Origin of the sequence: Mucilaginibacter sp. dw_454 (assembly GCF_018449775.1) — a bacterium.
GTDB lineage: Bacteria > Bacteroidota > Bacteroidia > Sphingobacteriales > Sphingobacteriaceae > Mucilaginibacter.
The window spans coordinates 455,391-478,821 of sequence record NZ_JAAVVB010000002.1 but is presented as its reverse complement, the minus strand read 5'-3'; the positions used below and the strand labels follow the sequence as shown (position 1 = coordinate 478,821).

17 protein-coding genes and 1 tRNA gene are annotated in these 23,431 nt (G+C 43.2%); 4 read left to right on the top strand and 14 right to left on the bottom strand.

Annotated features, from left to right (window positions below):
* Positions 1–102: 102 nt before the first annotated feature.
* The 6 genes from HB679_RS09305 to HB679_RS09280 all read right to left on the bottom strand — a co-directional run bounded on the left by HB679_RS09305 (position 103) and on the right by HB679_RS09280 (position 8,344).
* Positions 103–1,221 carry an efflux RND transporter periplasmic adaptor subunit gene (locus HB679_RS09305; protein WP_214071686.1) on the bottom strand — a complete coding sequence of 373 codons (1,119 nt, stop codon included), beginning with the start codon at positions 1,219–1,221 and terminating at the stop codon, positions 103–105.
* Positions 1,211–4,456 carry an efflux RND transporter permease subunit gene (locus HB679_RS09300; protein ID WP_214071685.1) on the bottom strand — a complete coding sequence of 1,082 codons (3,246 nt, stop codon included), beginning with the start codon at positions 4,454–4,456 and terminating at the stop codon, positions 1,211–1,213. Before HB679_RS09300 ends, HB679_RS09305 begins: the two co-directional genes overlap by 11 nt.
* A 22-nt stretch (positions 4,457–4,478) precedes the next feature.
* Positions 4,479–5,885: a TolC family protein gene (locus HB679_RS09295; protein ID WP_255547567.1), complete on the bottom strand. Its 1,407-nt coding sequence runs from the start codon at positions 5,883–5,885 to the stop codon at positions 4,479–4,481.
* A 199-nt stretch (positions 5,886–6,084) separates the two neighbouring features.
* On the bottom strand, positions 6,085–6,885 hold the full coding sequence (locus HB679_RS09290; RefSeq protein ID WP_214071684.1) for an alpha/beta hydrolase: 801 nt from the start codon (positions 6,883–6,885) through the stop codon (positions 6,085–6,087).
* Positions 6,886–6,988: 103 nt separating this feature from the next.
* A complete protein-coding gene (locus tag HB679_RS09285; protein ID WP_214071683.1) occupies positions 6,989–7,648 on the bottom strand; it encodes an MBL fold metallo-hydrolase in 660 nt (219 codons plus the stop codon).
* A gap of 51 nt (positions 7,649–7,699) precedes the next feature.
* Positions 7,700–8,344, bottom strand: a complete 645-nt coding sequence (locus HB679_RS09280) for an HAD family hydrolase (RefSeq protein WP_214071682.1) — start codon at positions 8,342–8,344, stop codon at positions 7,700–7,702.
* A gap of 87 nt (positions 8,345–8,431) precedes the next feature.
* On the opposite strand from HB679_RS09280, the gene HB679_RS09275 reads away from it, so the two are divergent.
* Both HB679_RS09275 and HB679_RS09270 read left to right on the top strand, forming a co-directional pair.
* Positions 8,432–9,103, top strand: a complete 672-nt coding sequence (locus HB679_RS09275) for a response regulator transcription factor (protein WP_214071681.1) — start codon at positions 8,432–8,434, stop codon at positions 9,101–9,103.
* A 3-nt stretch (positions 9,104–9,106) separates the two neighbouring features.
* Positions 9,107–10,354 carry a HAMP domain-containing sensor histidine kinase gene (locus HB679_RS09270; protein ID WP_214071680.1) on the top strand — a complete coding sequence of 416 codons (1,248 nt, stop codon included), beginning with the start codon at positions 9,107–9,109 and terminating at the stop codon, positions 10,352–10,354.
* On the opposite strand, the gene HB679_RS09265 is transcribed toward HB679_RS09270, so the two are convergent.
* From HB679_RS09265 to HB679_RS09245, 5 genes are all read right to left on the bottom strand, one after another.
* Positions 10,338–12,026 carry a glycosyltransferase family 39 protein gene (locus HB679_RS09265; RefSeq protein ID WP_214071679.1) on the bottom strand — a complete coding sequence of 563 codons (1,689 nt, stop codon included), beginning with the start codon at positions 12,024–12,026 and terminating at the stop codon, positions 10,338–10,340. The two genes, HB679_RS09270 and HB679_RS09265, sit on opposite strands and share 17 nt — an antisense overlap.
* A gap of 84 nt (positions 12,027–12,110) precedes the next feature.
* Entirely contained in the window at positions 12,111–13,370 is a 1,260-nt protein-coding gene (locus tag HB679_RS09260) for a DUF5103 domain-containing protein (RefSeq protein WP_214071678.1), read from the bottom strand.
* A gap of 541 nt (positions 13,371–13,911) precedes the next feature.
* Positions 13,912–15,492: a VCBS repeat-containing protein gene (locus HB679_RS09255; RefSeq protein ID WP_214071677.1), complete on the bottom strand. Its 1,581-nt coding sequence runs from the start codon at positions 15,490–15,492 to the stop codon at positions 13,912–13,914.
* Positions 15,493–15,587: 95 nt separating this feature from the next.
* A complete protein-coding gene (gene abc-f / locus HB679_RS09250) occupies positions 15,588–17,513 on the bottom strand; it encodes a ribosomal protection-like ABC-F family protein (protein ID WP_214071676.1) in 1,926 nt (641 codons plus the stop codon).
* Between the two features lie 173 nt (positions 17,514–17,686).
* Positions 17,687–18,457, bottom strand: coding sequence for an SGNH/GDSL hydrolase family protein (locus tag HB679_RS09245; protein WP_214071675.1), 771 nt, complete (start codon positions 18,455–18,457; stop codon positions 17,687–17,689).
* 119 nt (positions 18,458–18,576) lie between these two features.
* On the opposite strand from HB679_RS09245, the gene HB679_RS09240 reads away from it, so the two are divergent.
* Positions 18,577–19,617 carry a quinone-dependent dihydroorotate dehydrogenase gene (locus HB679_RS09240; protein ID WP_214071674.1) on the top strand — a complete coding sequence of 347 codons (1,041 nt, stop codon included), beginning with the start codon at positions 18,577–18,579 and terminating at the stop codon, positions 19,615–19,617.
* Positions 19,618–19,789: 172 nt separating this feature from the next.
* On the opposite strand, the gene HB679_RS09235 is transcribed toward HB679_RS09240, so the two are convergent.
* The 3 genes from HB679_RS09235 to HB679_RS09225 form a co-directional block, all read right to left on the bottom strand.
* Positions 19,790–19,972 (bottom strand): spore protein, encoded by a 183-nt coding sequence (locus tag HB679_RS09235; protein ID WP_214071673.1) that lies wholly within the window; start codon positions 19,970–19,972, stop codon positions 19,790–19,792.
* A 34-nt stretch (positions 19,973–20,006) separates the two neighbouring features.
* Positions 20,007–20,077, bottom strand: a tRNA-Cys gene (locus HB679_RS09230).
* A gap of 47 nt (positions 20,078–20,124) precedes the next feature.
* Positions 20,125–20,874: an RNA methyltransferase gene (locus HB679_RS09225; RefSeq protein WP_214071672.1), complete on the bottom strand. Its 750-nt coding sequence runs from the start codon at positions 20,872–20,874 to the stop codon at positions 20,125–20,127.
* On the opposite strand from HB679_RS09225, the gene HB679_RS09220 reads away from it, so the two are divergent.
* On the top strand, positions 20,865–23,255 hold the full coding sequence (locus HB679_RS09220) for a BamA/TamA family outer membrane protein (RefSeq protein WP_214071671.1): 2,391 nt from the start codon (positions 20,865–20,867) through the stop codon (positions 23,253–23,255). The two genes, HB679_RS09225 and HB679_RS09220, sit on opposite strands and share 10 nt — an antisense overlap.
* The last annotated feature ends 176 nt before the right edge of the window (positions 23,256–23,431 follow it).

The following is a 23,431-nucleotide window of genomic DNA, read 5'->3' as shown; positions in this document are numbered from 1 at the left end:
AACACCCCATCGTCGCAGCTAAACAATCCTCAACTAGCAACACACTACAATAACGGGATGCCGAAAATGAGTCCGGCGCGACTGTATATTGATATCTAAATACTAATCGTTTACTTTTTGGCCATCTCTGATCTCATCAGTAGCGTTGATGATCACTTTGTCACCGGCTTTCAGATCGCCATAAACTTCTATTCTATCTTTAGCCTGGAAACCTTTTTTTACATCCACCCATTTGGCATGATGATCAACCACTTTAACCACAAATACTTTTTCTGTTGATGATACAACCGCGGTGCTTGGCACGTTCATGGTGCTATCATTTGATGGTAGCGGAACTTCCACATCCGCATACATATGCGGTAATAACTTTTTGCCCTTGTTGTAAACATCCATCTCCACACGTTCAGAACGCAGTTTTTCGTCAAGCGCACCGGCAAGGCGGGCTATCTTAGCAGTAAAGTGTTCGCCGGGTAATTCGCGTACCGTAAACTTCACCTCGTTTTTTTGGCTTAATCCACCAACATAAGCTTCAGGCACAGATACTACTAAACGTAGTCTGCCTTGATCTTGCACAACAAACAGTGGGTCAGACCCTTTACCGCCCGGGCCAACATATGCGCCTGCGTTGACATTACGTGCCGTTACAATTCCATCAAAAGGCGCCTTAATTTGCAGGTAATCCAAATTTGACGCTACTTCTTTATAAGCAGACTTAGCAGCTTCTACATTGGCGTAATCTGCATTCTTTTTAGCTTCGGCTTGTTCCAGGTCATTTTGCGAAATGGTACCGGGTGTTTTGCTGGTGCTCACCAAGCGGTCATAAGTAGCTTTGCTGGCAAAGTAAACAGCTTCCTGCTGTTTGATACGCGATTGAGCGCCGGCCAATTGTGAGTTGATCTCGGGAGCATCAAGCGTAGCTAAAAGCTGGCCGGTATGTACCTGCGACCCGATATCGACATTTAGTTTTTTCACATAACTATTGATCTTAGCAAAAAGATCAACTTCCTGATAAGGTACCAGCTCGCCGGGAACGGCGATGTTTGAACTCAGGCTTCCTTTTTCGGCAGTACCGGTTTTAACCGCCGGATCATCCAATGCGGCTTCTTGTGCCTGTGCTTGTTTTGCCTCTTCCTTTTCTTTTTTATCAGAGTGGCAGGCACCAAGCATCAGGGTGCAGGTTATAGCCATTCCGGCTAATAAGGCTATAGATTTAGTTTTCATGATGGTGCAGGGGAACATAGAATTTGCTTTCTTTATCTTCAGGGTCTAATGAAACAGAGTCGGTGGTAGTATTGCCTTGTACCCAGGCAAACACCAGTGGTAATATCAATAACGCAGCAAAGGTAGAGGCTACCAGGCCACCAATTACCGCGCGGCCTAACGGTGATGTTTGATCACCACCTTCACCCAGGCCTGACGCCATAGGTATCATACCTACCACCATGGCCAAACTGGTCATTAACACCGGGCGCAGGCGCAAAGCTACTGCTTCACGGGCCGACTTTAATGCATCGCCATTATGTTTACGTAATTCTTCGGCGTTGGTAATGAGCAGCACCGCATTGGATATAGATACCCCCACGGACATGATCATACCCATGTATGATTGCAGGTTCAATGTTGAACCTGTTATTTTAACCAGCAATAACGAGCCAAACAATACCGCAGGCACTGTTGACAATATTACGAAAGACATTTTAAACGATTGGAAGTTAGCTGCCAACATTAAGAAAATCACAATAACGGCTACCAATAAACCGCTTTGCAAGCTATCCAATGTATCAGTTAGCGTAGTGCTTAGCCCCCGTGGTTCTACGGTCAATCCGCGTGGTATTTTACCCAACGAGGCAATAGCTTTATTAACATCCCTGGTTGCGGTACCCAAATCCATATTGTTCAGGTTAGCGGTAACAGTTAGCATAGGCACAGCACCAATGTCGTCGTTTTCGCCAAAAGTAATGCCGGGTGTTACGGTCGCGACATCGCCTAATACCGGGCGGGCCTGGTTAGCAAGTACCGGTATCTCATTAATATCATTGATGCTTGACATTTGATATTCGGGCACCTCAACCTGTACCGCATAACTTTGACCGGCCTTTTCATCCAGCCAAACATTTTTCTCGGTAAAGCGCGATGACGAAGTTGACGCCGTTAACGAGCGCGATATATCATTTAAACTAACGCCCAATTGCGAAGCACGTTGTCTGTCTATATTGATATTAATAGTAGGATATCTGAACGATTGACCAATCTGCACATCGCGCAGGTAAGGGATCTTTTTTAGTTTATCTACTACTTTAAAGGCAAAATCGACATTCTGCTGTTTGTTTTTGCCCGAAAGAGCAATCTCAATAGGCGTTGGCGAGCCCTGGCTCAATATTTTATCAGTTAAATCTATCGGCTCGAAAGACAGCGCAACGTTGGGTAGTTGTTTATGCATTGCCGCCCTGAAACGCTCTTTCAACTCATCCAGGTTAACTTTGTAATCTTCTTTCAGGTTTACCTGTAATACAGCCTCTTGCGGGCCAGCCATGAACAAATAAATTGGACTGGTTGAAAACTGACCCGGGTGCTGACCCACCATGGCCGAAGTAACTTCAATATTTTCATGCCCAACCAACTGGTCTAGTATATGCAGACTTGTAATGGTTATGGCTTCGGTACGTTCCAAACGGGTGCCATCGGCAGCCCTAAGGCGCACCTGGAAGGTACCTGAGTTCACTTTAGGTAGTACGTCACGGCCTATAATGTTCAGCATCAGGAAGGCTAATCCACAGGCACCAATGACATAAACCAATACAATAGGTTTACGCATCGGCATCATCCGGTCCATCAGCCCTAAAAATTTCAATCTGAATTTATCAAAACGGGTTTGATGGCCGTCATTCTTCGTAGCGTTTTTAATTGCCAGCTCTTTTTGTTCCCATGCATCGCCTTCATCCTCTAAAGCAAAACCATCTTTGTGGCTTTTGTCTTCGTGTTCGTTTTTCATCACCCAGTTAGCCATAATAGGCACAAAGGTTTGCGCCAGCAGATACGAGGTGATCATAGAGAAACCAATAGCCAAAGCCAGCGGCAGGAACAATGCGCCCGGAATACCTTTCATGGTAAAGGCCGGCGCAAATACCGCCAGAATACAAAACAGGATCAGTAACTTAGGGAACGCAATTTCCTTACAAGCATCCCAAATAGCCAGGGCCTTGGGTTTACCCATATCAAAATGCTGGTGAATATTCTCTATCGTTACCGTGGACTCATCGACCAAAATACCAATAGCCAGCGACAGACCACTCAGCGTCATGATATTGATGGTTTGATGGAACAAGGAAAGGAAAAGTATCCCTGATATAAGTGCAATCGGTATGGTCAGGATCACAATGAAGGCACCGCGTCTATCGCCTAAAAACAAGAGTACCATTAAACCGGTTAATACCGCACCGATGGCTCCTTCTTCTGCCAAACTTTTTACGGCGTTAATTACATAAACCGATTGGTCAAATACATAAGACAGCTTAACATCCTCAGGCAGTAAAGACTGAAAGTGAGGGATAGCCTTCTTTAAATTTTGCACTACCTCCCAGGTAGATGCATCGGCCGACTTGGTAATAGGCAGATAAACCGAACGCTTACCGTTAACCAGCGCGTAACTTGAGGTAATATCCGCGCCGTCTTCCACCGTAGCTACATCCCGCAAAAATACAGTCTGTATACCATTTTTATATATGGCGATGTTACCAAAATCAGAGATTTTTTGAACCGTAGTATTTGAAGGCGCAAGGTAGTTAAAATCGCCAATGCGGACGTTACCTGCCGGGCTGTTCTGGTTATTATCGCGCAGGGCGGCAACAATCTGATCGGGCGTTAAATTGTGTTCGCGCAACAATTGCGGATCGGCCTTAATTACGATAGAACGCACGTTACCACCAAATGGCGCCGGCGCAACCAGTCCGGGAATTTGCGTAAACGATGAACGGATATAGATATTTGCCATATCCAACAGTTCGTTATTGGTTCGGCTTGGGCTGGTTAATACCAACTGACCTACCGGCAAGGTAGAAGCGTCAAACCTTAATATAAATGGCGGTTGCGAACCCGGCGGAAAACTGGCCTGGGCCCTATTGGTGTACGCCGTGACCTCCGCCGCGGCTTGTGCCATATTAGTTCCTTCGTAAAATGTCAATTTCATCAGCGTTAAACCGCTGATATTTTTTGTTTCAATGCTCTTTACGCCTGATACGTAAAGCAGCAAGTTTACATATGCCTTACCAAAATACGCCTCCATTTGGTTTGGTGTAAAACCACCATAAGGGTGCGAAATGTAAATTACAGGCAAGTTTAGATCGGGGAAAATATCAATTTTGATAGTCCGGATAGCGTTGATACCGAAGAAAAACAATCCCGCCACTAATACCAGTATGGTAATTGGTTTCCTCAGCGCACTTTTAATCATTCCCATTGTGTATGTACCTGTATCTTAATTAAAAATTATTCATAAACACATTCATATCGCCCGTGGCAGCTGCTTTTGAGAGCACCGCCTGCCATACGTTATTAGACACGATGTCCCGGTCAACCTCTGCCCTGTTCAACACAAAAAGCGCCTGGGTGAGATCAACAATGTTTGAAAGGCCATTTTTGTAAAGCGCCGTCTTTTGATTATAAGCATCACTGGCTGCCTTAACTTCGACAGGAGCTTCATTAAAGTTTTTTAATGACGTAGCTATGCGGATATCGGCCAGCTGGCTTTCGTCCTGCAAACGTTGGCTCACTAAATCGTAATCATTGTGTAATTGGTCTGACGTAAACTTTTGCGATTGCACCTGGTAATGGGTCCGGAATACATTGGTAAAATTCCAAATCACACCTACCCCCAGCAGGTAGTTATAACGGGTAGGATTTGCGCCCGCGCCGTAGCTTGAACTATAGTCGTCAAGATTATTGGCACCGTAATCGGTTTTAAATCCGGAACCCCTACCCTGGTAAACACCAAATAAACTGAAGGTGGGTAAAGCGAAGGTACTGTAGTATTTAGCCGCCTCATCGCTTACGCCTATACGGCTGCGGTAAAACCGCAGTTCGGGATGTTGATCTATTTGTATACCCGGCGCGGCATTTGGCTGCGGCGGCGCCTTAGTTACAAAAATGCTATCTAAAACAAAGCCCTGGTGAGGCAGACCTAAGTACTGCGACAATAAATTGCTTTGATCTTGTACAGTTTGCTGCGCATTGGTTAAAGCTATGCGGGCATTTGATACTTCGGCATTGGCAAGCGAAGAGTCGACACCCGGATTAAGACCGCTTTTTACACGGGCAACCACTACAGTTTGTATCTGTATGGTACGATCCAGGTTATCCTGTTGTGCTTTATACAATTGCTGCGCCACCAATAAATTTAAATAAGTACTGGCTACACGCACCTGATGCTGAAATTGCTCTTGTACTAAATCAGTTTCATCTAAAGCAACTACGGCGCCTTGAACCTTTGTTTTTTCGCGGGCCTTACCAAATGAGAAAAAATCCCAGTTGATGCTGCTTGAATACAGCGAGCCAAAACCGGCATTATAATTTTGATTAGCTAAAGCCGGACCCGATGAAGCTACAGCAACGCCTTTGTAACCATATAAAGGACCGGTTGAGCCATTTACAGTACCATAATCTTGCTGCGCAGACAGATTAAAATCCGGCAGTTGCTCGGACTTGGTTTCATTGAACGATGCTTTCGAAGCGTTTAGCTGGTTAGCTTTGGCTTTGATGGAAGCGTAGTTATTTAGTGCGGTTTGTTCGGCTTCTTTTAAACTCAAAACCTTTTGTTGACTTTGGGCCGAACCGACAGATAATAATAAAATGATACCCATTATAGGATATCTTAAGTTAGATGCAGACATACCGGGGTGTTATGTAAAGCAAATCTAAATATTAGTTGACCATATAAACTAATGTTTTCACTTTGTAACAAAAATATCGCTATAAAACAGACGAATTAGTATGTATAAATAGCGATTTAGCTGTAAACAAAAAACGGAGAGAAAATCAGGCTTAAAGTATTAGTCCTAATTTCTCTCCGCTATCAAACAACTACGTATTTTATTTAAAACTTTCTGCCGGCTGATGTGCAAATTTTTCGTTTTTACTTAGCCAGGTTGCAACATACTCGGCCACTTCTTCCCAACCGGGTTGTATACAAATGGCATGACCACGCGCAGGGAATTCTTTAAACTCGGTTATACTTTCCTCATCGGTGTAAGCTTCCGCATTTTTCTGATTTAAAGATGGAGGGATGATTTGGTCTTCAGATCCACCAATAAATAAAAGCGGCGCGTGGGTACTCTCTACGTCTAACTCGCCATCCTCACCCATACAATCGCGCAATACATTACGGCTATCATTAACTGCATATTTTGACCATAACGCGTCCGACTCCCCGGCACTTAACGTGTTAGTGAATGATGAGTGAAAGCTTTCAGGGTCCATCACAAACGGATCATCGCCTTTAAAAGGATTGGCAATCAGCGCGCTGTTTTTCATGAAACCCCAATCTAAGGTAAGCATAGCATTAGGTGCAACAGAGTTTATAGCGATGCCCATTTTAGCAAAACCTCTATTTACAAGTAGTTGCGCAATAAGCCCACCTACAGAATGGCCTATTACAATTGGCTTCTCCCCCGCTGAGGTGGCTATATCTTCCATTAAATTTACGATACTTTGCAATTCCAGCCCGCCAAGGTCTTCGGGCGGGAACGAGCGCAAATCGGCAGGTTCTCCGTCGTGCATTGGCCAGGCCGGCGCTATACACTCATAGTCTCTGGCTTTGAAAAATTTAATCCAGTTCTCCCAACTTTTAGGATTCTGGAACATTCCATGGATAAATATGACGGTATTTTTCATTACGGTTGATTTTCCTTAAAGTACAGAAAAATTATACCAAAGTTTAATTCAATTAAACCTTTAAGAAAGGTTAATCACAACTGCCAGGCATATACACTAATAATCAAATAGTTATATTATCGCCAACCTTATAAACATTATGGAATTTAATACCTTGTTTATCAAAGTGTTTGGTATAAGCCTCGTAACGCTGTTTAATAAAAAACTCTTTAGCGTAGCCATCGTGCACAGGTAATATTTGTTTAGGTTGCAGTTTATCGGCAAAAGCAGCTATTCGCGGTTCGTTAGCGAAAGGCGCCATACTTACCATAATCAATAGTTCGATATTCTTAAATCGCAATAGCTCATCTTCCATAGAATCTACAGGATGCAATACAGCATCATTGATTACAAATCCCATCATTTGCGGCAACGGGTTATCCATGATCAATTCATGCGCCACGGTCATGGCCTGCAATTTAAATGGACCTAATTTATAAGTATCATCCTGCCAAATGGTATGGTCAATAGCTTCTTTTTGTAAAGCCATACCTACCTGGGCATTGGTATAAACCGGCGCATCGCTTAGTTCTACAATTTTTTTAAGATTGTCAGTATCCAGGTGATCAGGATGAATGTGTGTGATAATGATTGCATTGATATCACCAAACATTTCGGGCATTACCTCTCCTTCAGCAAAACTAAACTTACCGGGGTCAAACAGCAGCTTATAGCCGTCTAACTCAAAAACTAAACAAGAATGCAGGTATTTAGTAATTTTCATATCGATAATGTTATATTGATTAAACCTATTATCGGGTTGAAAGGTTTGCAGCTATAATATTTCGGCCAGTTCAGTTAACGACGATGCAGTAGCCACCGGCCCTTCGTCAACCTTGCCAAAACCATAATCTACAAAAATAAAAGGTACGCCGGCTTTGGTTGCGGCATTGTAATCGCCCAAAGTATCGCCTATATATACCGGAGCTTTTAAATCATGATCATTAATGATATCAATAATATTCTCGGCTTTCGGCTGATTTTTGGTACCGTAACATTGATGGCCCATAAAATATTTTTCAAACCCGCTGATCTTAAAGAAAACCTCGATATAACCGCTTTGGCAGTTGCTTACTATAAACAGTTTGTATTTTGCCGAGAGTTGTTTTAGCATGTCTTCTAAACCCGGATAAAGCTCGCCGCCACGTTCGTATAAAATCTCCAGTTCGTATTTGCCGGCAATAGCTTTAAATTCTTCGCGCTGCTCTTCATTTAAGTAAGGCAGTAAAGTTTCGAAGATGGCTTTATAGGTCATCCCGGTTATAGAATGGATCATGGGGCGGGTAAAGTCTTCTCTAATATAGTTTACCTGTTCTTTAGCGGTTTGCCAGGCTATTACTACATTAGCCGAACTATCCCAAAGCGTACCGTCCAAATCAAAAATTATGCTGTCGTATTTGTCTTTTATTGAAGTATCCATTGCGCGGCAAAAATAGGCTTTATTTTGGTGGGGCTTCTTCAAATTTTACTCAAAATGTATTCGTAATTTTATCTAAATAACATTCTTTTGAAATTACTCATCATCGAAGACGAGCCGGGACTGCGCGAAGGCATAGAAAAATACTTTACCGAAGCCGGCGTGCTTTGCGAAAGTTGCGGCACTTTAGATAGCGCTATCAGTAAAATTTCTTTGTACGATTACGATTGTATACTGCTGGACATAGGCCTGCCAGATGGCGAGGGTTTTGCAGTATTGGAACACTTGAAAGCTAATGGAAAGAATGAAGGCGTGCTCATTATCTCTGCCCGCAATTCGCTCGACACCAAGATCAAAGGATTGAATTTGGGTGCGGATGATTACCTGATCAAACCTTTTCACCTGGCAGAATTAAAAGCAAGGATCGATGCTATTTATCGCCGTAAGGCATTTAACACCAATAATTTATTGGTTCATGATCTGATTAATATCGATTTAGCTGCACGCGAGGTAAAAGTTAATTCTATCGATCTCATCTTTACCCGTAAGGAATATGATATGCTGTTATATTTTATTGCCAACAAAGGTAAAGTTATATCCAAAAACGCTATAGCCGAACACCTTTGGGGTGATGAAATTGATCTGGCAGATAGCTTCGATTTTATCTACACCCATATCAAAAACATCCGCAAAAAACTGATGGAAGCTGCTCACAAAGATTATATCAAAGCAATTTATGGCGTTGGCTACAAATTTATATAAGCTATGAAGTTAACCAGGCGATATAACCGGGCCACCTTAATCATCACCGTAATTGTGTTATTGATTGCGGGCACAGCCTATTATACCTTTATTAATTACATTGTTAATAAACAGCTTGATCATGATTTGATGGAGGAATTAACAGAGATTCGCGACTTTGTAAAAACTAACCAGCGCCTGCCCTTGCCCCTGGATTTTGAAGGGGACCAAACCGCATTTACGCTCACTAATGAGCCAGTGGCCGGGATTAATTTTTACGATACACCTTACCATAAAAAGCGCAATAATAAAACCGAACCGGGCAGGGCTGTGCAAACCTCAATTACTTTACGGGGTAAGAGTTATCTTGCCGAGGTCGCAATTTCCAAAGAAGCATCAGAAAACATAACGCAGCTGGTAATTGGCATCACCATTTTGCTCACCGCATTTTTGCTGGTTATTTTATCGCTCACCAATCGTTATGTTTTTAGCGGTATCTGGCAGCCTTTTTATAGCATACTACAGCAACTGAAAGCTTTTAACGTAGCCGACACCAACAATATCAAGTCGTACGACACCAACATCGACGAATTTAAAGAATTGAATGATGCGGTATCTGTCATGTCGACAAGGGTGAAAACCGATTACCAGAATTTGAAGGCATTTACAGAAAACGCTTCGCACGAAATGCTGACACCTATTGCTGTTATCACTTCAAAGCTGGATACGCTGATTCAGGACGAACAACTAAAGGCCGATCAGTTTGCACAGATCAACGGCATTTATACCGCCGCAAATAAGTTATCGCGATTAAACCAGTCGCTTTTATTACTGGTTAAGATTGATAATGATCTGATAGACGATAAAAGCACATTTAATATCAAGGAGGTGATTCTCGAAAAAGAGCATCAATTACAAGAACTGGCCCAAAGCAAAGGCATTGAGTTAATAGATCTGTTAGAGGACAAACCGATTACGGCCAGTCGCTATTTGATTGAAATATTGGTGAACAATCTCTTCAATAACGCCATTAAACATAATCTGCCGCAAGGTAAACTGTATATAAGGCTTACCCAACGCGCGCTGACATTTCAAAATAGTGGCGCTGTTAAGTTAAACGACCAGGAGATTTTTGAACGATTTAAACGCGGCGCAAACTCGGACGGCACCGGGTTGGGCCTCACTATCGCCAAAAATATTTGTACGCAATATGGTTATAAGCTAACCTATAACTTTGAAGATAACATGCACTTATTTAGTGTGATGTTTTAATAGCAGGATCAATCATCACCACTTGCATTTCGGTAAGCTGTTGGGCGCGGGTTGCTTTGTTCAGGAATTTTGGTTTCAACCGGCTCACCCAATATCTCTCGAAAGATTTTACCCGCTTAATTTGCCATCCCAGTTCCCCCAGTTGCTTGATTCTGGCGGCCGTAGCATAAAGAATAAACGGTTGGGTTGGATAGTTTTTGGGATTGTCGTCGACGATAGTAATGATCGGGCTGTCTATATAGAAATTTACTGACGACACATACTCATCATTCAACTGCACCACCGGCAAATGCTGCGGGTTGTTATGATTTATCCACATCGCAGCCTCACTACCGGCCTGGTATTTTAAAAGTGAACTGTAAAAAACCGTATTTAAATAGATATTGATAAAGAAGGATGCCAGCAAAGTGCGTAGCACTATTTTGGATATTGTTTTATCAGCGATGGCTTGCGGTAAAAAGATCAATGCTATAAATAAGATCAACAGGCATAGGCCGATAAGTACCGTCAAGGTTTCTGGCCGATAGAAATAATGCAGCACACCAATCACTACCAGTAATAATACAACAATGACCGTTTGAGCAGCGCGGATAGCCCGAATGCTTTTAACCTGCTGCACATGATACAAATACTGCGCAGTGATGATGGCGAACAATGGATAAACGATATTCAAATAATGCGGCAACTGAAATTTCGACGCCGAGAATAATAGCAAAGTCAACAAGGAACCAGAAATACAAAACCATTCTGTAGCCCGAACCTGCTTACTGCCTTTTTTAATGAACTGAAATATCGCCACAAATAACAATAACGACCAGGGCAAAAAGGCCCAAAGCGTGGTATGGATAAAGAAAGTAGGATCGCCATGGCCTTTAATAGGGCCGGTATTGAAAAAGCGCCCAAACTGGCTATCCCAAAAGAAAAATCGAACGCTGGATACGCCATGCTTATCAAACACCAGCTTCTCAGGATGCAAATCAAATTGCTGGCGAAGGCAATACAGCTCGGGCAGGATGAAAATCAGCACTAAAACGATAGCTACCAGCCAACGCAGGTTAAACAATTGCTTCCATTGTCTGGTAATAACTAAATGCCCAACTATAGCGCCACCTATCGGTATCAACGCGAACATGCCTTTGGTCATTATCGCGCAGGCTGCAAAAATGCACCCCAATAGCAGTTGCCAATAATTGTTGCCAGTCTGTGCTTTATATAAATGATAAACCGAAGCAATGATGAGTCCCGTTAAATAAGGCTCTGCACGGACATCGTTGTTGGAGAGGATAATATGCTGGGCCGTCAGTAAGATCAATGTCGCCCATAAGCCTATTTGTTTATTGTAAAGTGCCTTACCAAACAGGTAGGTATAAAAAGCGCCCATCATCATAAACAGGATACCCGGCAACTTATAGGCCCAGGTATTGATACCAAATAACTTAAATGAAAAGGCGGTTATCCAAAACGGAAAATGGGGCTTGTCAAGCCAATCTTTGCCGTACGCGTACAGGTCAACAAAATTGTTACTTTGAGCCATGGTTTTGGCAATGGAGGCGTAAAGCGTACCATCCGGACCAATTACCGGGACAAATAACCCGCTAAAATTCACCAAAACAGCTATACCGATAAACAGGTAGAGCCACTTAGTATCAATCGCCGGGGTTTGATTATCCATTTGGGGCTAAAGGTAAGCAGAGTTTTGCTATTGCCTGATAAATGAGCGTTGATATTTAAACGCAAGCAATTGCTTATACCCAGATTATTTATTGGTGCTGTTTAAGCTGCGGTAACCAACCAGCTCATCCCACCGTCCGCTGACTGATCGATAATAAACTAACAGCTGATATTCGTTCTCCGTCTCAAAATGATTGCCTTCAATGGGAATGTCGTCGGCTAAGCCCGTATTCTTATCCACCCAAACATATTCGTAATCATAAACACCTTGTTTCAAGAACAGGCTGGTAAAAAACCTGCCTTTAATGGGTTCGTATTCCAGCTTGCTATTATCATCCAGTTTAAAGTCGTTAAATTTTCCTACTATGTAGGCCGAGCCTTCTTTATCTGTTTTATTGGCGAAGAGACTAAAATACATATGTGCGTAATCGGCATCGCGCTTAGCGTCATTGTTGCCATCCTGATTAATGATAAAGAACTTGCCGTCGTTATCGTACTGAAAACTGTAGCCATCCTGGTTACGTAGCGGATCTGTCAATAAAGTAACCGTATAGGCCGTATCGCGATAGATGTGCCCTACCCTTTCTGAATTTAAACGCAGACTCCGTGTGTCAAAGCGCCGAAACTCATTCCTACCCGGAAAGTCGTTCGTATTTATCCCGTCATAAATAAGTTGTGTGCCGCGGATGCTGTTTGGTGTAGTATTCCAGATGCCGGTTTCATAGCGATGATTTTGCATCACGAAAACTTTAATATCGGTGTTTGGATTTTGAACGATCAAGCCACCAAAGCCAACCTGAAAATTGATTTTCTGATTGGTTTGCCGTAAAGACGGATCATTTGAAGGCACAATACTGGCCGCTACGCTAACTTTATTGCTCAACACATACAAACGCCGCGTCAATATCATTTTGGTTTGATCGGCATCCTCATAAACCTTCAGGATGTAGTTACCCGATATTTTGGGCTTCATGTTATCGTTAGGCACTTTTAGCTCATAATGCGTATATTTTTGCAGCGTAGTGATGGAGTAAGTATAATCTAACAACTTATCATCCTGAAAACCTTCAAGAAATTCGGCCGTAGCCAGGTTGGATGGTTGCCATTTGCTATCGCAATGCTCTAAAGAATAATAGTAGTTACGGGTACCACCGCGCAGATCATCAAAAGTCAATAAAGCTTGCTCTGCCGATTGCAGCACAATAACCGGGAAAGACATTTCCTTTTTTGTATTGTAAAACTGCACCGTTTTAATGTGCGCATTGTAAACGCTGTCGCTATAGGTTTGCTGAGCCAGGGTTTTAAGGCTAATGAACAGGAATAGCAATACAACACATTTTCTCATAGGGCAATATTAATAAAAAACAGAAGCAGTTGATATAAGGTGCAAATAAAACAATAGTTAGACCCAATTGCGCTCTTACTCTGCGCAAATCTTCTAAAAAAGGCGTCATTACGCGGCCACTACGCAATGACGGATTGGCTATTAGATCGTCACGCTCGTACCTCGCTCACGATGACGTGGAGGATATATACCCTCCCCCTATACGTCATTGCGAGCGTAGCGTGGCAATCTCCGGCGCGCCGTTTTGATCGCACGGTCAGAGATCGTCACACTCGTACCTCGCTCACGATGACGTGGAGGATTTATACCCTCCACTATACGTCATTGCGAGCGTAGCGTGGTAATCTCCGGCGCGCCGTCTTGATCGCACGGTCAGAGGATCGTCACGCTCGTACCTCGCTCACAATGACGTGGTGGGTATATATGCCCTCCCCTGTACGTCATTGCGAGCGTAGCGTGGCAATCTCCGGCACACCGTTTTGATCGCACGGTCAGAGATCGTCACGCTCATACCTCGCTCACGATGACTTAGAGGGTATGATTATTTACGAAAGCCCTTACTTTTATTTTTCAGAACGATAAAAAGCGGTTGTTTAACATCCCTGGTGGTATCTTTTGCAAAATAGCCATTACCCAACAGTATATCCGGCTTGCCGTCACCGTCTATATCGCCCACATCCATAGTGGTACCGTTATGAAATGGCGTATTTACAGGCATCGTATAGGTTTGAAAATTAAAGTTGCCTTTATTTTCAAAATAGATGAATGACTCCCAGGGTGTACCCGCTCCCGGATAATTGCTGATGGTAGCGATGTCCAGATCACCATCGCCGTCAAAATCTTTGGCAATGGCTTTATAGCAACCGTTTATCGGATAGAAATATTTTTTGCTGAAATGATCATTTCCATCATTAAGGTAGATGTATAGCCCATGATAAGGTTTTAAGATCTGGCTGTAGTCGCCATTATCGCCACAGGTATAAATGATGTCTTTATGGCCGTCACCATTAAAATCAACCAGGTCAAATGAGCTGGAACCGTAAGATGGCGGGAAACTAATCAGCTCTGTTTCGGTAAAATTGCCTTTACCGTCGTTAGTGTAATGAAAAATACCTTCGTCACCCTGCGCAAAAAGCGCCCAGATGTCCGGGCCATTTTTACCTTTGGTGATGATAGTTTTGATGCAACCGGGCTTATCTCTCAGCACATGCTCTTTTAAACCTTGCGGTAATTTTTCAACCCAACTTAAGCGTCCCTCCATTTTACCAAATTGCGCCACCAGGTAATCTTTCTTGCCGTCACCGTTCAGGTCGACTATTTGCACAGACAACGGCCGGCCCAGTTTGTAGAAGATTGGTTGAGGTTGTTGCGTCAAGGTTCCGCTTTTATCTATAGCTATCTCTTTAATAAACCCATTTTTAAAATTGTTGGCCCAAAGATTTTGACCAATGGTGGTAGCCGTAATTTTGCTATTTTGAAACAGCAGATCGACAACCGGTCCATCTATCGGGTTTGATTTTAGCGTTTGCCCATTTTCGTCGAGGATGATCAATTTGTTATTTAGGCCATCGCATACAATCATTCTGTGTGGCTTTACACTCTCATCAATTTTAACGTACGATGCCAGTGTTTTTGATAAGGCCCATTGCACCGGTGCCGGCTGTATATCAAATATAGGCAGCTGATGAATTGGTGTTGGTCGGTTTGGTGCTGGTAGACGTTCCGGCGCTTTGGTAATATAATAAGCCTTGATCTGTGCCCAGGTTGCTGAATCGACCACAGGTTGGCTTGGCAGATAACTTTCGTCGCTCTCCATGGACTGCAGGTTGCCCCCGCCGCCTCGTTTAATACCCAAATAAGTACCCATAACCGGCAGCAGATCGTTACCCCAGGTTTTTTTGTCTAACAATGATGGATCAGGCAGTTGATGACACGACTTGCAATAATTTGCGGCCAGGGCATGCCCCTTAACTACATCTGCAGGGCTAAAATCTTGCGTTGAGGCAGCGGGCTTACCGGTTTTGCTATTGCATTGAACAAGTGCAAACACCATTAACACCAGGCACGAAATAACTACACTATGTTTAAGCCAACGCATAGATTTATTTAAATTGATTGCCATAAAGGTATTAAAATATACTATTTGCTACAGCTGGCCGTAAACAAGAAATGCCACCCTTTTCAGGATGGCATTTCTTGTTATTTATCGATTAGAAACTAAGCTTCCAGTTCCATGATCTGCTCGGCCAGCTCTTCCCACTGTTGCTGGGTTTGCTTAAGCTCGGCATTTTTTTGACTGTAAGCAGTGTCGGCTTCCTTTAACTTGGCCGGGGCGTTATATATTTTTTCATCAGCCAGTTTAGCTTCCAGTTCTTTTACTAATTTTTCTAAAGCGGAGATCTGCTCCTCCATTTTGGAAAGATCCAGGTTCAGCTTTTTTAGCTGCTGATGTTTATTTTCTGATGGTTGCTGTTGCTTCACCGGCTCAGGCTTTTTCTCTTCCTTTTTTGGTTGAGCGGCAGGCAAAGCTATTTTTGGCTCTAATTTGCGTTTTGCAAACCATTCGTCGTACTCTGCATAGGTGCCCGGGTATTGTTTGATCTTTTGATTTTCGATAAACCAGATCTTGTTAGCCACATTATCCAGAAAATATCTATCGTGAGATACCACGATCACCGTACCTTCGTACTGTTGCAAAGCCTGAATCAATATATTTACTGATGCCATGTCCAGGTGGTTGGTAGGCTCATCCAGTACCAGGAAATTCGCGTCGGCAGTTAAAGCTTTGGCTAAAGCCACGCGCGATTTCTCGCCACCCGACAATACTTTGATCTTTTTAAATACGTCATCGCCTGTAAACAGAAACGAACCTAAAATAGAGCGCAATTCGGTATCGGTATGTTTCGGTGCGAATGACTGCAACTCCTGTAAGATCTGGTGTTCAAGGTGCAAGCTCTCTAACTGGTGCTGCGCAAAGAAAGTTTGCGTAACGTTATGGCCGGTTAGTGAGGTACCTTCAAATTCATGATCGGCACCGGCTATGATACGTAGTAAGGTTGATTTACCACGACCGTTAGCACCGATCAGTGCTATTTTATCACCTTTTTCAATAATAGCTTCGGCATCATCCAGGATATCAATTGTAGGATATTTTTTGGTGATGTGCTCCAGCGTCACCACATGGCGACCGGATTGCTTGCTGAATTTAAAGCTGAAGTTAACTTCAGGGTTATCATCATCCACATCATCAACACGCTCCATCTTATCCAGCATTTTGATACGCGATTGCGCCATTTTTGCCTTTGAAGCCTTGGCACGGAAACGCTCGATCAAACGCTCCTCCTGTTTTATTTTTGATTGCTGATTTTTGAACTCACCGCGTTGAATCTCGGCACGTAAAGCTTTTTCTTCCAGATAGAAAGAATAGTTGCCCGCATAAACATTCAGCTTGCCCTTGCGCGACTCGACCGTACGGTTAATTACCTTATCCAAAAACCATCTATCGTGCGATACGATGATGATAGCACCAGAAAACGCCTTCAAATAATCTTCCAGCCATTGGATAGACGGTAAGTCTAAGTGGTTGGTAGGCTCATCCAGCAACAAAATATCAGGTGCCTGTAACAGAATTTTGGCCAGCATTACGCGCATACGCCATCCACCCGAAAAGGTGCTTAGCTTACGCTCATTATCCGACTCCAGGAAACCCAAACCGGCTAAGATCTCCTTTGCTTTGTATTCGATGTTATAGCCATCTAATAATTCAAACTCGTGTTGCTTGTCGCTAAGTTTGTGCAGCAGGTCTTCGGAGTAATCGGTTTCCAGCTTTTTAAGCAGTACTTCTATCTCGTCATGCAGTTGGTTTTGGCGCTCAAAAGCCTCCATAGCCACATGCACAATATTTTTGTCGGACGAGTAAGACAGCAAATCCTGGTTAAGGTAGCCCATGGTAAGGTCCTTAGCCATTGATATGGTGCCCGATGTTGGGGCATACTCGCCGGTAATAATTTTTAAGAGGGTGGTTTTTCCGGTTCCGTTAGCGCCTATCAGGCCTATTTTTTCTCCCGGTTTAATATGCCAGTTGGCTTCGTCATATAATGCCCGCGCACCAATCTCGAACGTAAGGTTATTTATAGCAATCATTTGCGCGCAAAGATACGGTTTTTGCGTGGCGCTTTAAAGTGTGATTGGTGATTAGTTTATTAGAAGTTAACCAGGCAATAAGAAGCACAATGAGACGATGTAGAGACGCAATATTTTGCGTCTTTTTTACCGCTCGCCGGCAGACGCAAAATATTGCGTCTCTACGGATAGGATTACCCCTTCACCGCCTCCAGCCAGGTATGCGCCATCAGCGCAGCGCCTGCAACAGAAGGGTGCACGCCGTCACCTGTCCAATAAGCGGGCGGGGCCTGGGTTATGGCTTTATCAAAAGCGGCTTGGTAAGGCACAAAAGGCGCGTCGTATTGCTCGGCTATATCGCGGGCAGCTTTTTTGAATAGGTTGAAAGTTGGATACCAGGCATCGGTTACTGATTTTACGCCCAGCACACCGAACGGTTCGCAGATGATTAGTTTTACATTGGGCAGGGCCGCTTTGGTACGGTCGAGCAATTTTTTATAATCGCTGATGTAATTATCTATCGTACCGGTATAGCCATTGGTGAGGGTATGCCAGTAATCATTTACGCCAATATGAATACTCAGTATGTTAGGCTTAATGGCCAGGGTATCGGCGTCCCAACGATCGGCCAGTTGAAACACTTTATTGCCGCTTACGCCTTTGTTGTAAATTTTGAGGTCCTTGCCGGCATTGTTCATTAACAACTGACTGGCAGCTATCAAAGCATAGCCATCGCCCAGAGCGCCTGCATTATTTGCCGAGAACGCGTTACGGTTACCACGCCCGGAGTCGGTTATAGAATCGCCCTGGAACAAAATTACATCGCCCTGATCAATACTTACTTTTTTGCCCTTTGGCGCAGCAGCCATTGCCGACGAAACAATTTGAGGAATGCTGATGGCAGCTATAGTACCTATTGATGCGTTCTTGATAAAACTGCGACGATTATTAGCCTGATTTTCCATAAGTTTAAAACTGGTCGATTCCTGAACGGATTGACCGAATTTACAGATTTATTTAAAAAATCAAATCTAACACCAACTTAATTATTTAAGGTCAGCACTAAAACTGCTAACTTCGCCGCATGTACCAGTTGATCAAACCCATCTTCTTCCAGTTCGACCCCGAAAACATCCACTATTTTGTAACCCGCAATTTAAAACGTTTTAATAAATTCCCGGGGGGATCTGCCTTAAGCAGGGCGATTTGGGACATCAAAGACCACCGGTTAGAAAAAGAAGTTTTTGGCTTAAAGTTTATTAATTCGGTTGGGCTCGCCGCGGGTTTCGATAAAAATGGTGAAGTGATAGGCGAAATGGCTAACCTGGGCTTTGGCTTTATTGAGGTGGGTACGGTAACTCCCCTGCCCCAACCCGGCAATCCTAAACCGAGGATGTTTCGCAGTCCGGCCGATAGGGCCATTATTAACCGCATGGGTTTTAATAACCTGGGTGTTGATGTGGTGGCAGAGCGCATAGCCGCTTATCGCAAAAAGATGCCGGCTGCCCACAAAGGATTGATCATTGGCGGCAATATCGGCAAAAATAAAAACACCCCTAATGAGGACGCGGTAAGCGATTATATTAAATGCTTTGACCGCCTGTTTGATGTGGTAGATTATTTTGTGGTAAATGTCAGCTCGCCCAACACACCGGGTTTACGCGCACTTCAAGAGAAAGAGCCGCTGATGGCTATTTTAAACACGTTGCAACAGCGAAATAATAAAGACGGGGCGAGTAAACCCATCCTGCTAAAAATAGCGCCGGATTTAACGGATGAGCAATTAAATGATATTGTTGAAATCGTCCAGGAAACTAAAATAGCCGGGGTTATCGCTACCAATACAACGATTGATAAATCATCGCTATCTGATCCCACACTCAAAGAAGAAGCCGGCGGCTTAAGCGGTGCGCCGTTAACTAAACGATCTACAGAAGTGATACGTTACCTGGCTGAAAAGTCTAACCGTTCATTTCCAATTGTTGGTGTAGGCGGCATACATTCGGCAGAAGATGCTTTGGAAAAATTGGAGGCAGGTGCATCGTTAGTGCAATTGTATACTGGTTTTATTTATGAAGGGCCAGGGTTGATTAAGAAGATCAATAAGAAATTGTTAAAACAATAACCGTAGAGACGCAATATTTTGCGTCTCCCGCCATGCAAATATAGCTCACGCATAACGAGGCACTGCAAAAAGAGACGCAAAATATTGCGTCTCTACATCAAAAACATTATTCCACAAAAAATCCCGCCGGTAAATTACCAGCGGGATTTTTTTATAGCTAAATATCTTAAAATTAAGCTTTAAGAGCGGCAGCAGCTTGAGCTAAAGCAACATTATTGATGTTGATTTGGCTTTTGGCTGAGTCGTGAGAACGGCTTCCTGCTTCCAGGTTAGTAGCGTTCTTTAAAAACTGAACTTCTAATCTTGAGAAGGTTTTGTTTCTTCTATCTTTTCTTTTTAAACGTGTTACGCCCATGATCTTTATTTTTAATGTCTTTGTTAACCCTGTGAGGTCGGGAGCGGATTCGAACCGCTGTAGGAGGTTTTGCAGACCTCTGCCTAGCCACTCGGCCACCCGACCATTTTTAAGGACTGCAAAAATAGTAATTATTTGTTGCCTATCAAGATTTATTTAAGGTTATTTCTGCTTATTTCTGAACAAAAAATGGCCGTGGCAATGGCAACGTTCAGTGATTCAGCTTCACCACCCCGCGGAATGGTGATTGCTTTAGTTACCAATGCCTTTACTTTTTCGGTTAAACCGTTGCCTTCGTTACCCATTACAATTAGTCCTTCCGTGCCAAAATTGGTGTTATAAATATTTTCGCCGTCCAGCAGTGCGCCATATACCGGCAGTTTGGTTTTGGAAAGCATATCCTGCAAATTAGCGTATTGCACGTTCACCCTTGACAGCGAACCCATGGTGGCCTGCACAACTTTCGGATTATATACCTCTACACAGTCCTCAGAACAGATAATATTTTTAATTCCAAACCAGTCGGCAGTGCGTATAATGGTGCCCATATTACCCGGATCTTGAATACCATCCAACACAATGGAGAATTTTTTGTTAAGGGTAGCATGAACTAAGGCCGGCCATTGGGGTATACTTACTGTAGCCACAACGTCGGCGGGGGTTTTTAAGGCGCTTATTTTTTCAATTATGGCAGATGATATCTCTAATGAGTTTATTTTCTGCGATAAATTGAGCATTTTTGGGGCCATGGCGGCCGTATAGTAAACAGCTTGAACCTGGTAAGCCGAATTAACAAATTCGCTTACAGATTTAAAGCCTTCAACTAAGAACAAGCCATGTTCCCTGCGAAACTTTTTTTGCTGTAAGGACTGTAAGAAACTGATATTTGATTTTGAAAGCATATATAGGCACCACTAAATACCGTATTGCAATAATAAGTATTCTTCTGCTTTTTATAGGCTCAGGCTGCAGTTTAACACGCGGACTTAAAGGAAATGAAAAACTGGTGCGCAAAGTCACCATCAAAGGGATGAATAAAGACTTTGTGGAGCAGGCCCTCAATTTTGTCGACAAACAACAGCAGCCCAATAACAAATTTAATCTCCAGCTATATTACTGGTTCAATAAAAATGGCAAAAGGAACATAGGCGAGCCGCCCGCTATTCTGGATAGCAGCCTGGTTGAGTTTTCGCGCGTTCAAATTGAAAAATTCATCCAAAGTAAGGGCTATTTAAAAGCTAAGGTTGACGATAGTATCAGCACCAAAAAGAAAAACGCTTATTTACTTTTTACCGTAAACCAGGGCCCATTATTCAGAATCCGCAAAATACAGGATAGTATTCCCGATGCAAAAGTGCGCGGGCTGTACCGTAAAGCGCGTACAGACTTTTCGCATTTACAACCTGGCGGCCGGTTTGATACCGATAGCTTAGCTTATGATCGCGATGCATTTTTCCAGGTGATGAAACGTAATGGCTATTATGATTTTTACCGGCAGTATATCAATTTCACAGTCGATTCGACCTATAACAGTGGTGTGGTTGATTTAACGCTTTTTATAGACAATCCGGCAGATAAAACCGAGCACCCCATCTACAAAATGAATAATACGCTGGTTACCATATCAAACAGTTATGATAAGATGACCGGCAAGGCAGATACCATCAAGGTAGATTCGCAGTTTAAATTTGTTGATTATTCGCACCGGTTTAAACCACATCCGGTGGTTGATTACGTGTTGCAGAAAAAAGGCGACCTCTATAATTCTGACATGCAAACGGCTACCACCTCGCGCCTGTCTGAGCTTAATGTTTTTAGAAACGTACCCAATCCTGAATACCAAAAAACATCTGATAGTACCAATCGCTTAAACACGGTGCTGCACCTGGTGCCGCTTAAGCGAATGTCTGACCGGGTAGAAGGTGAGTTTTTGTTTGCCGATGGCCGGTATGGTTACAATATCGGCAATACATTTACCGACAGAAATATTTTTAAACGCGCAGTAACGCTCCAGATAAAGCTCAACCTAAGCGTTTTATATGATAACGGCACCACGGCATCTGCCAATGCCAGCAGCATAGAGAATCAGGATTTTAAAATAGGCGCCAGCCTGATCTATCCATGGTTACTTACACCTTTTACCATTGCGAAACCGGGTAAATATGGGGTGCCGCATACTACGCTGTCTACCAACTACTCTTTATTTTTCCAAAAGGGATTAGTTACCCGCACCAGTTTTGTAAACTCCATAACTTACGATTTCCTGGAGACGGCCAATAAAGTGCACAGCATAACGCCAATAGACATAGAGTTCTCTAAAGGCACTATCGACCCGGTTGCTTATCAATTATTGCTGCAACAAAATCGCTATTCGTATATATACCTGATTGGCCGTACCATTTTTACAACCGGTAGTCAGTACACCTATCAGGTAAACGGCAATTTGTTAAACAGCTACCATAACTTTACCTATTTTAAAGGATCGTTGGATGTTGGCGGCAATTTTTTATCGGCTGTTTCTAATTTAGCTAATACTAAGAAAGACACATTAGGTAAACGCACTTTGTTTGGTTATACCTTTGCCCAATACACAAGGGCCGAGATAGACTTTAGATATTACCATAGCTTTGGTGGCGAGCGCCAGTTTATTTTCCGGGTTAATCCGGGTTTAGGCGTGCCTTATGGTAACAGCAATCAATTGATATTTGAGAAAAACTTTTATGCTGGCGGCGCTAACGATATGCGTGCGTGGCTACCCCGTACTTTAGGTCCGGGGCAGTTTAACCGGGGTACTGCTTATGGCGGCGATACAACATTGCGCAGCCGTTTAAAATACATCGATCAGTTTGGCGAAGTCAAATTCATCACTAATGCCGAGTATCGCTACAAGCTAATCAATGATTTTTTTGGTTCGAAATTAAAGGGGGCTGTATTTGTTGATGCCGGTAACATCTGGCGATTACATAAAGACCCTGATAATCCTAATGGCGAATTTAGGTTCAACAACATTCTGCAATCAACCGCTATTGGCATTGGTACCGGTTTGCGTTTCGACGTAAGCTTCTTCGTATTCAGGTTAGATGCTGCCTTTAAGTTTAAAGACCCTCAATTTGACGGCTCAGATCAATGGGTGTTGCTCAAACACGCTGACGAGCTTTTCCGCCCGGGCGCATTTAAGAAAGCTTACCTGGATGCCAACAGAACCGGCTTGATCAACGGACAACCCGTAGGCGACACCTACAACTTTATGCAGCTAAACTTCGGGATAGGAATGCCGTTTTAGACGGATGCATTTAGATGTGCAAATATGCGGATGTGCAGATATGCAGATGATTTTTTGATTTGCTGATTTAGGTAGAACTGTTCAAATTCCTAAAATATTATTGTCATTCTGAGCGGAACGAAGAATCTTATACACTTCACTAATCGCGTACAGAAGATTCTTCGCTCCGCTCAGAA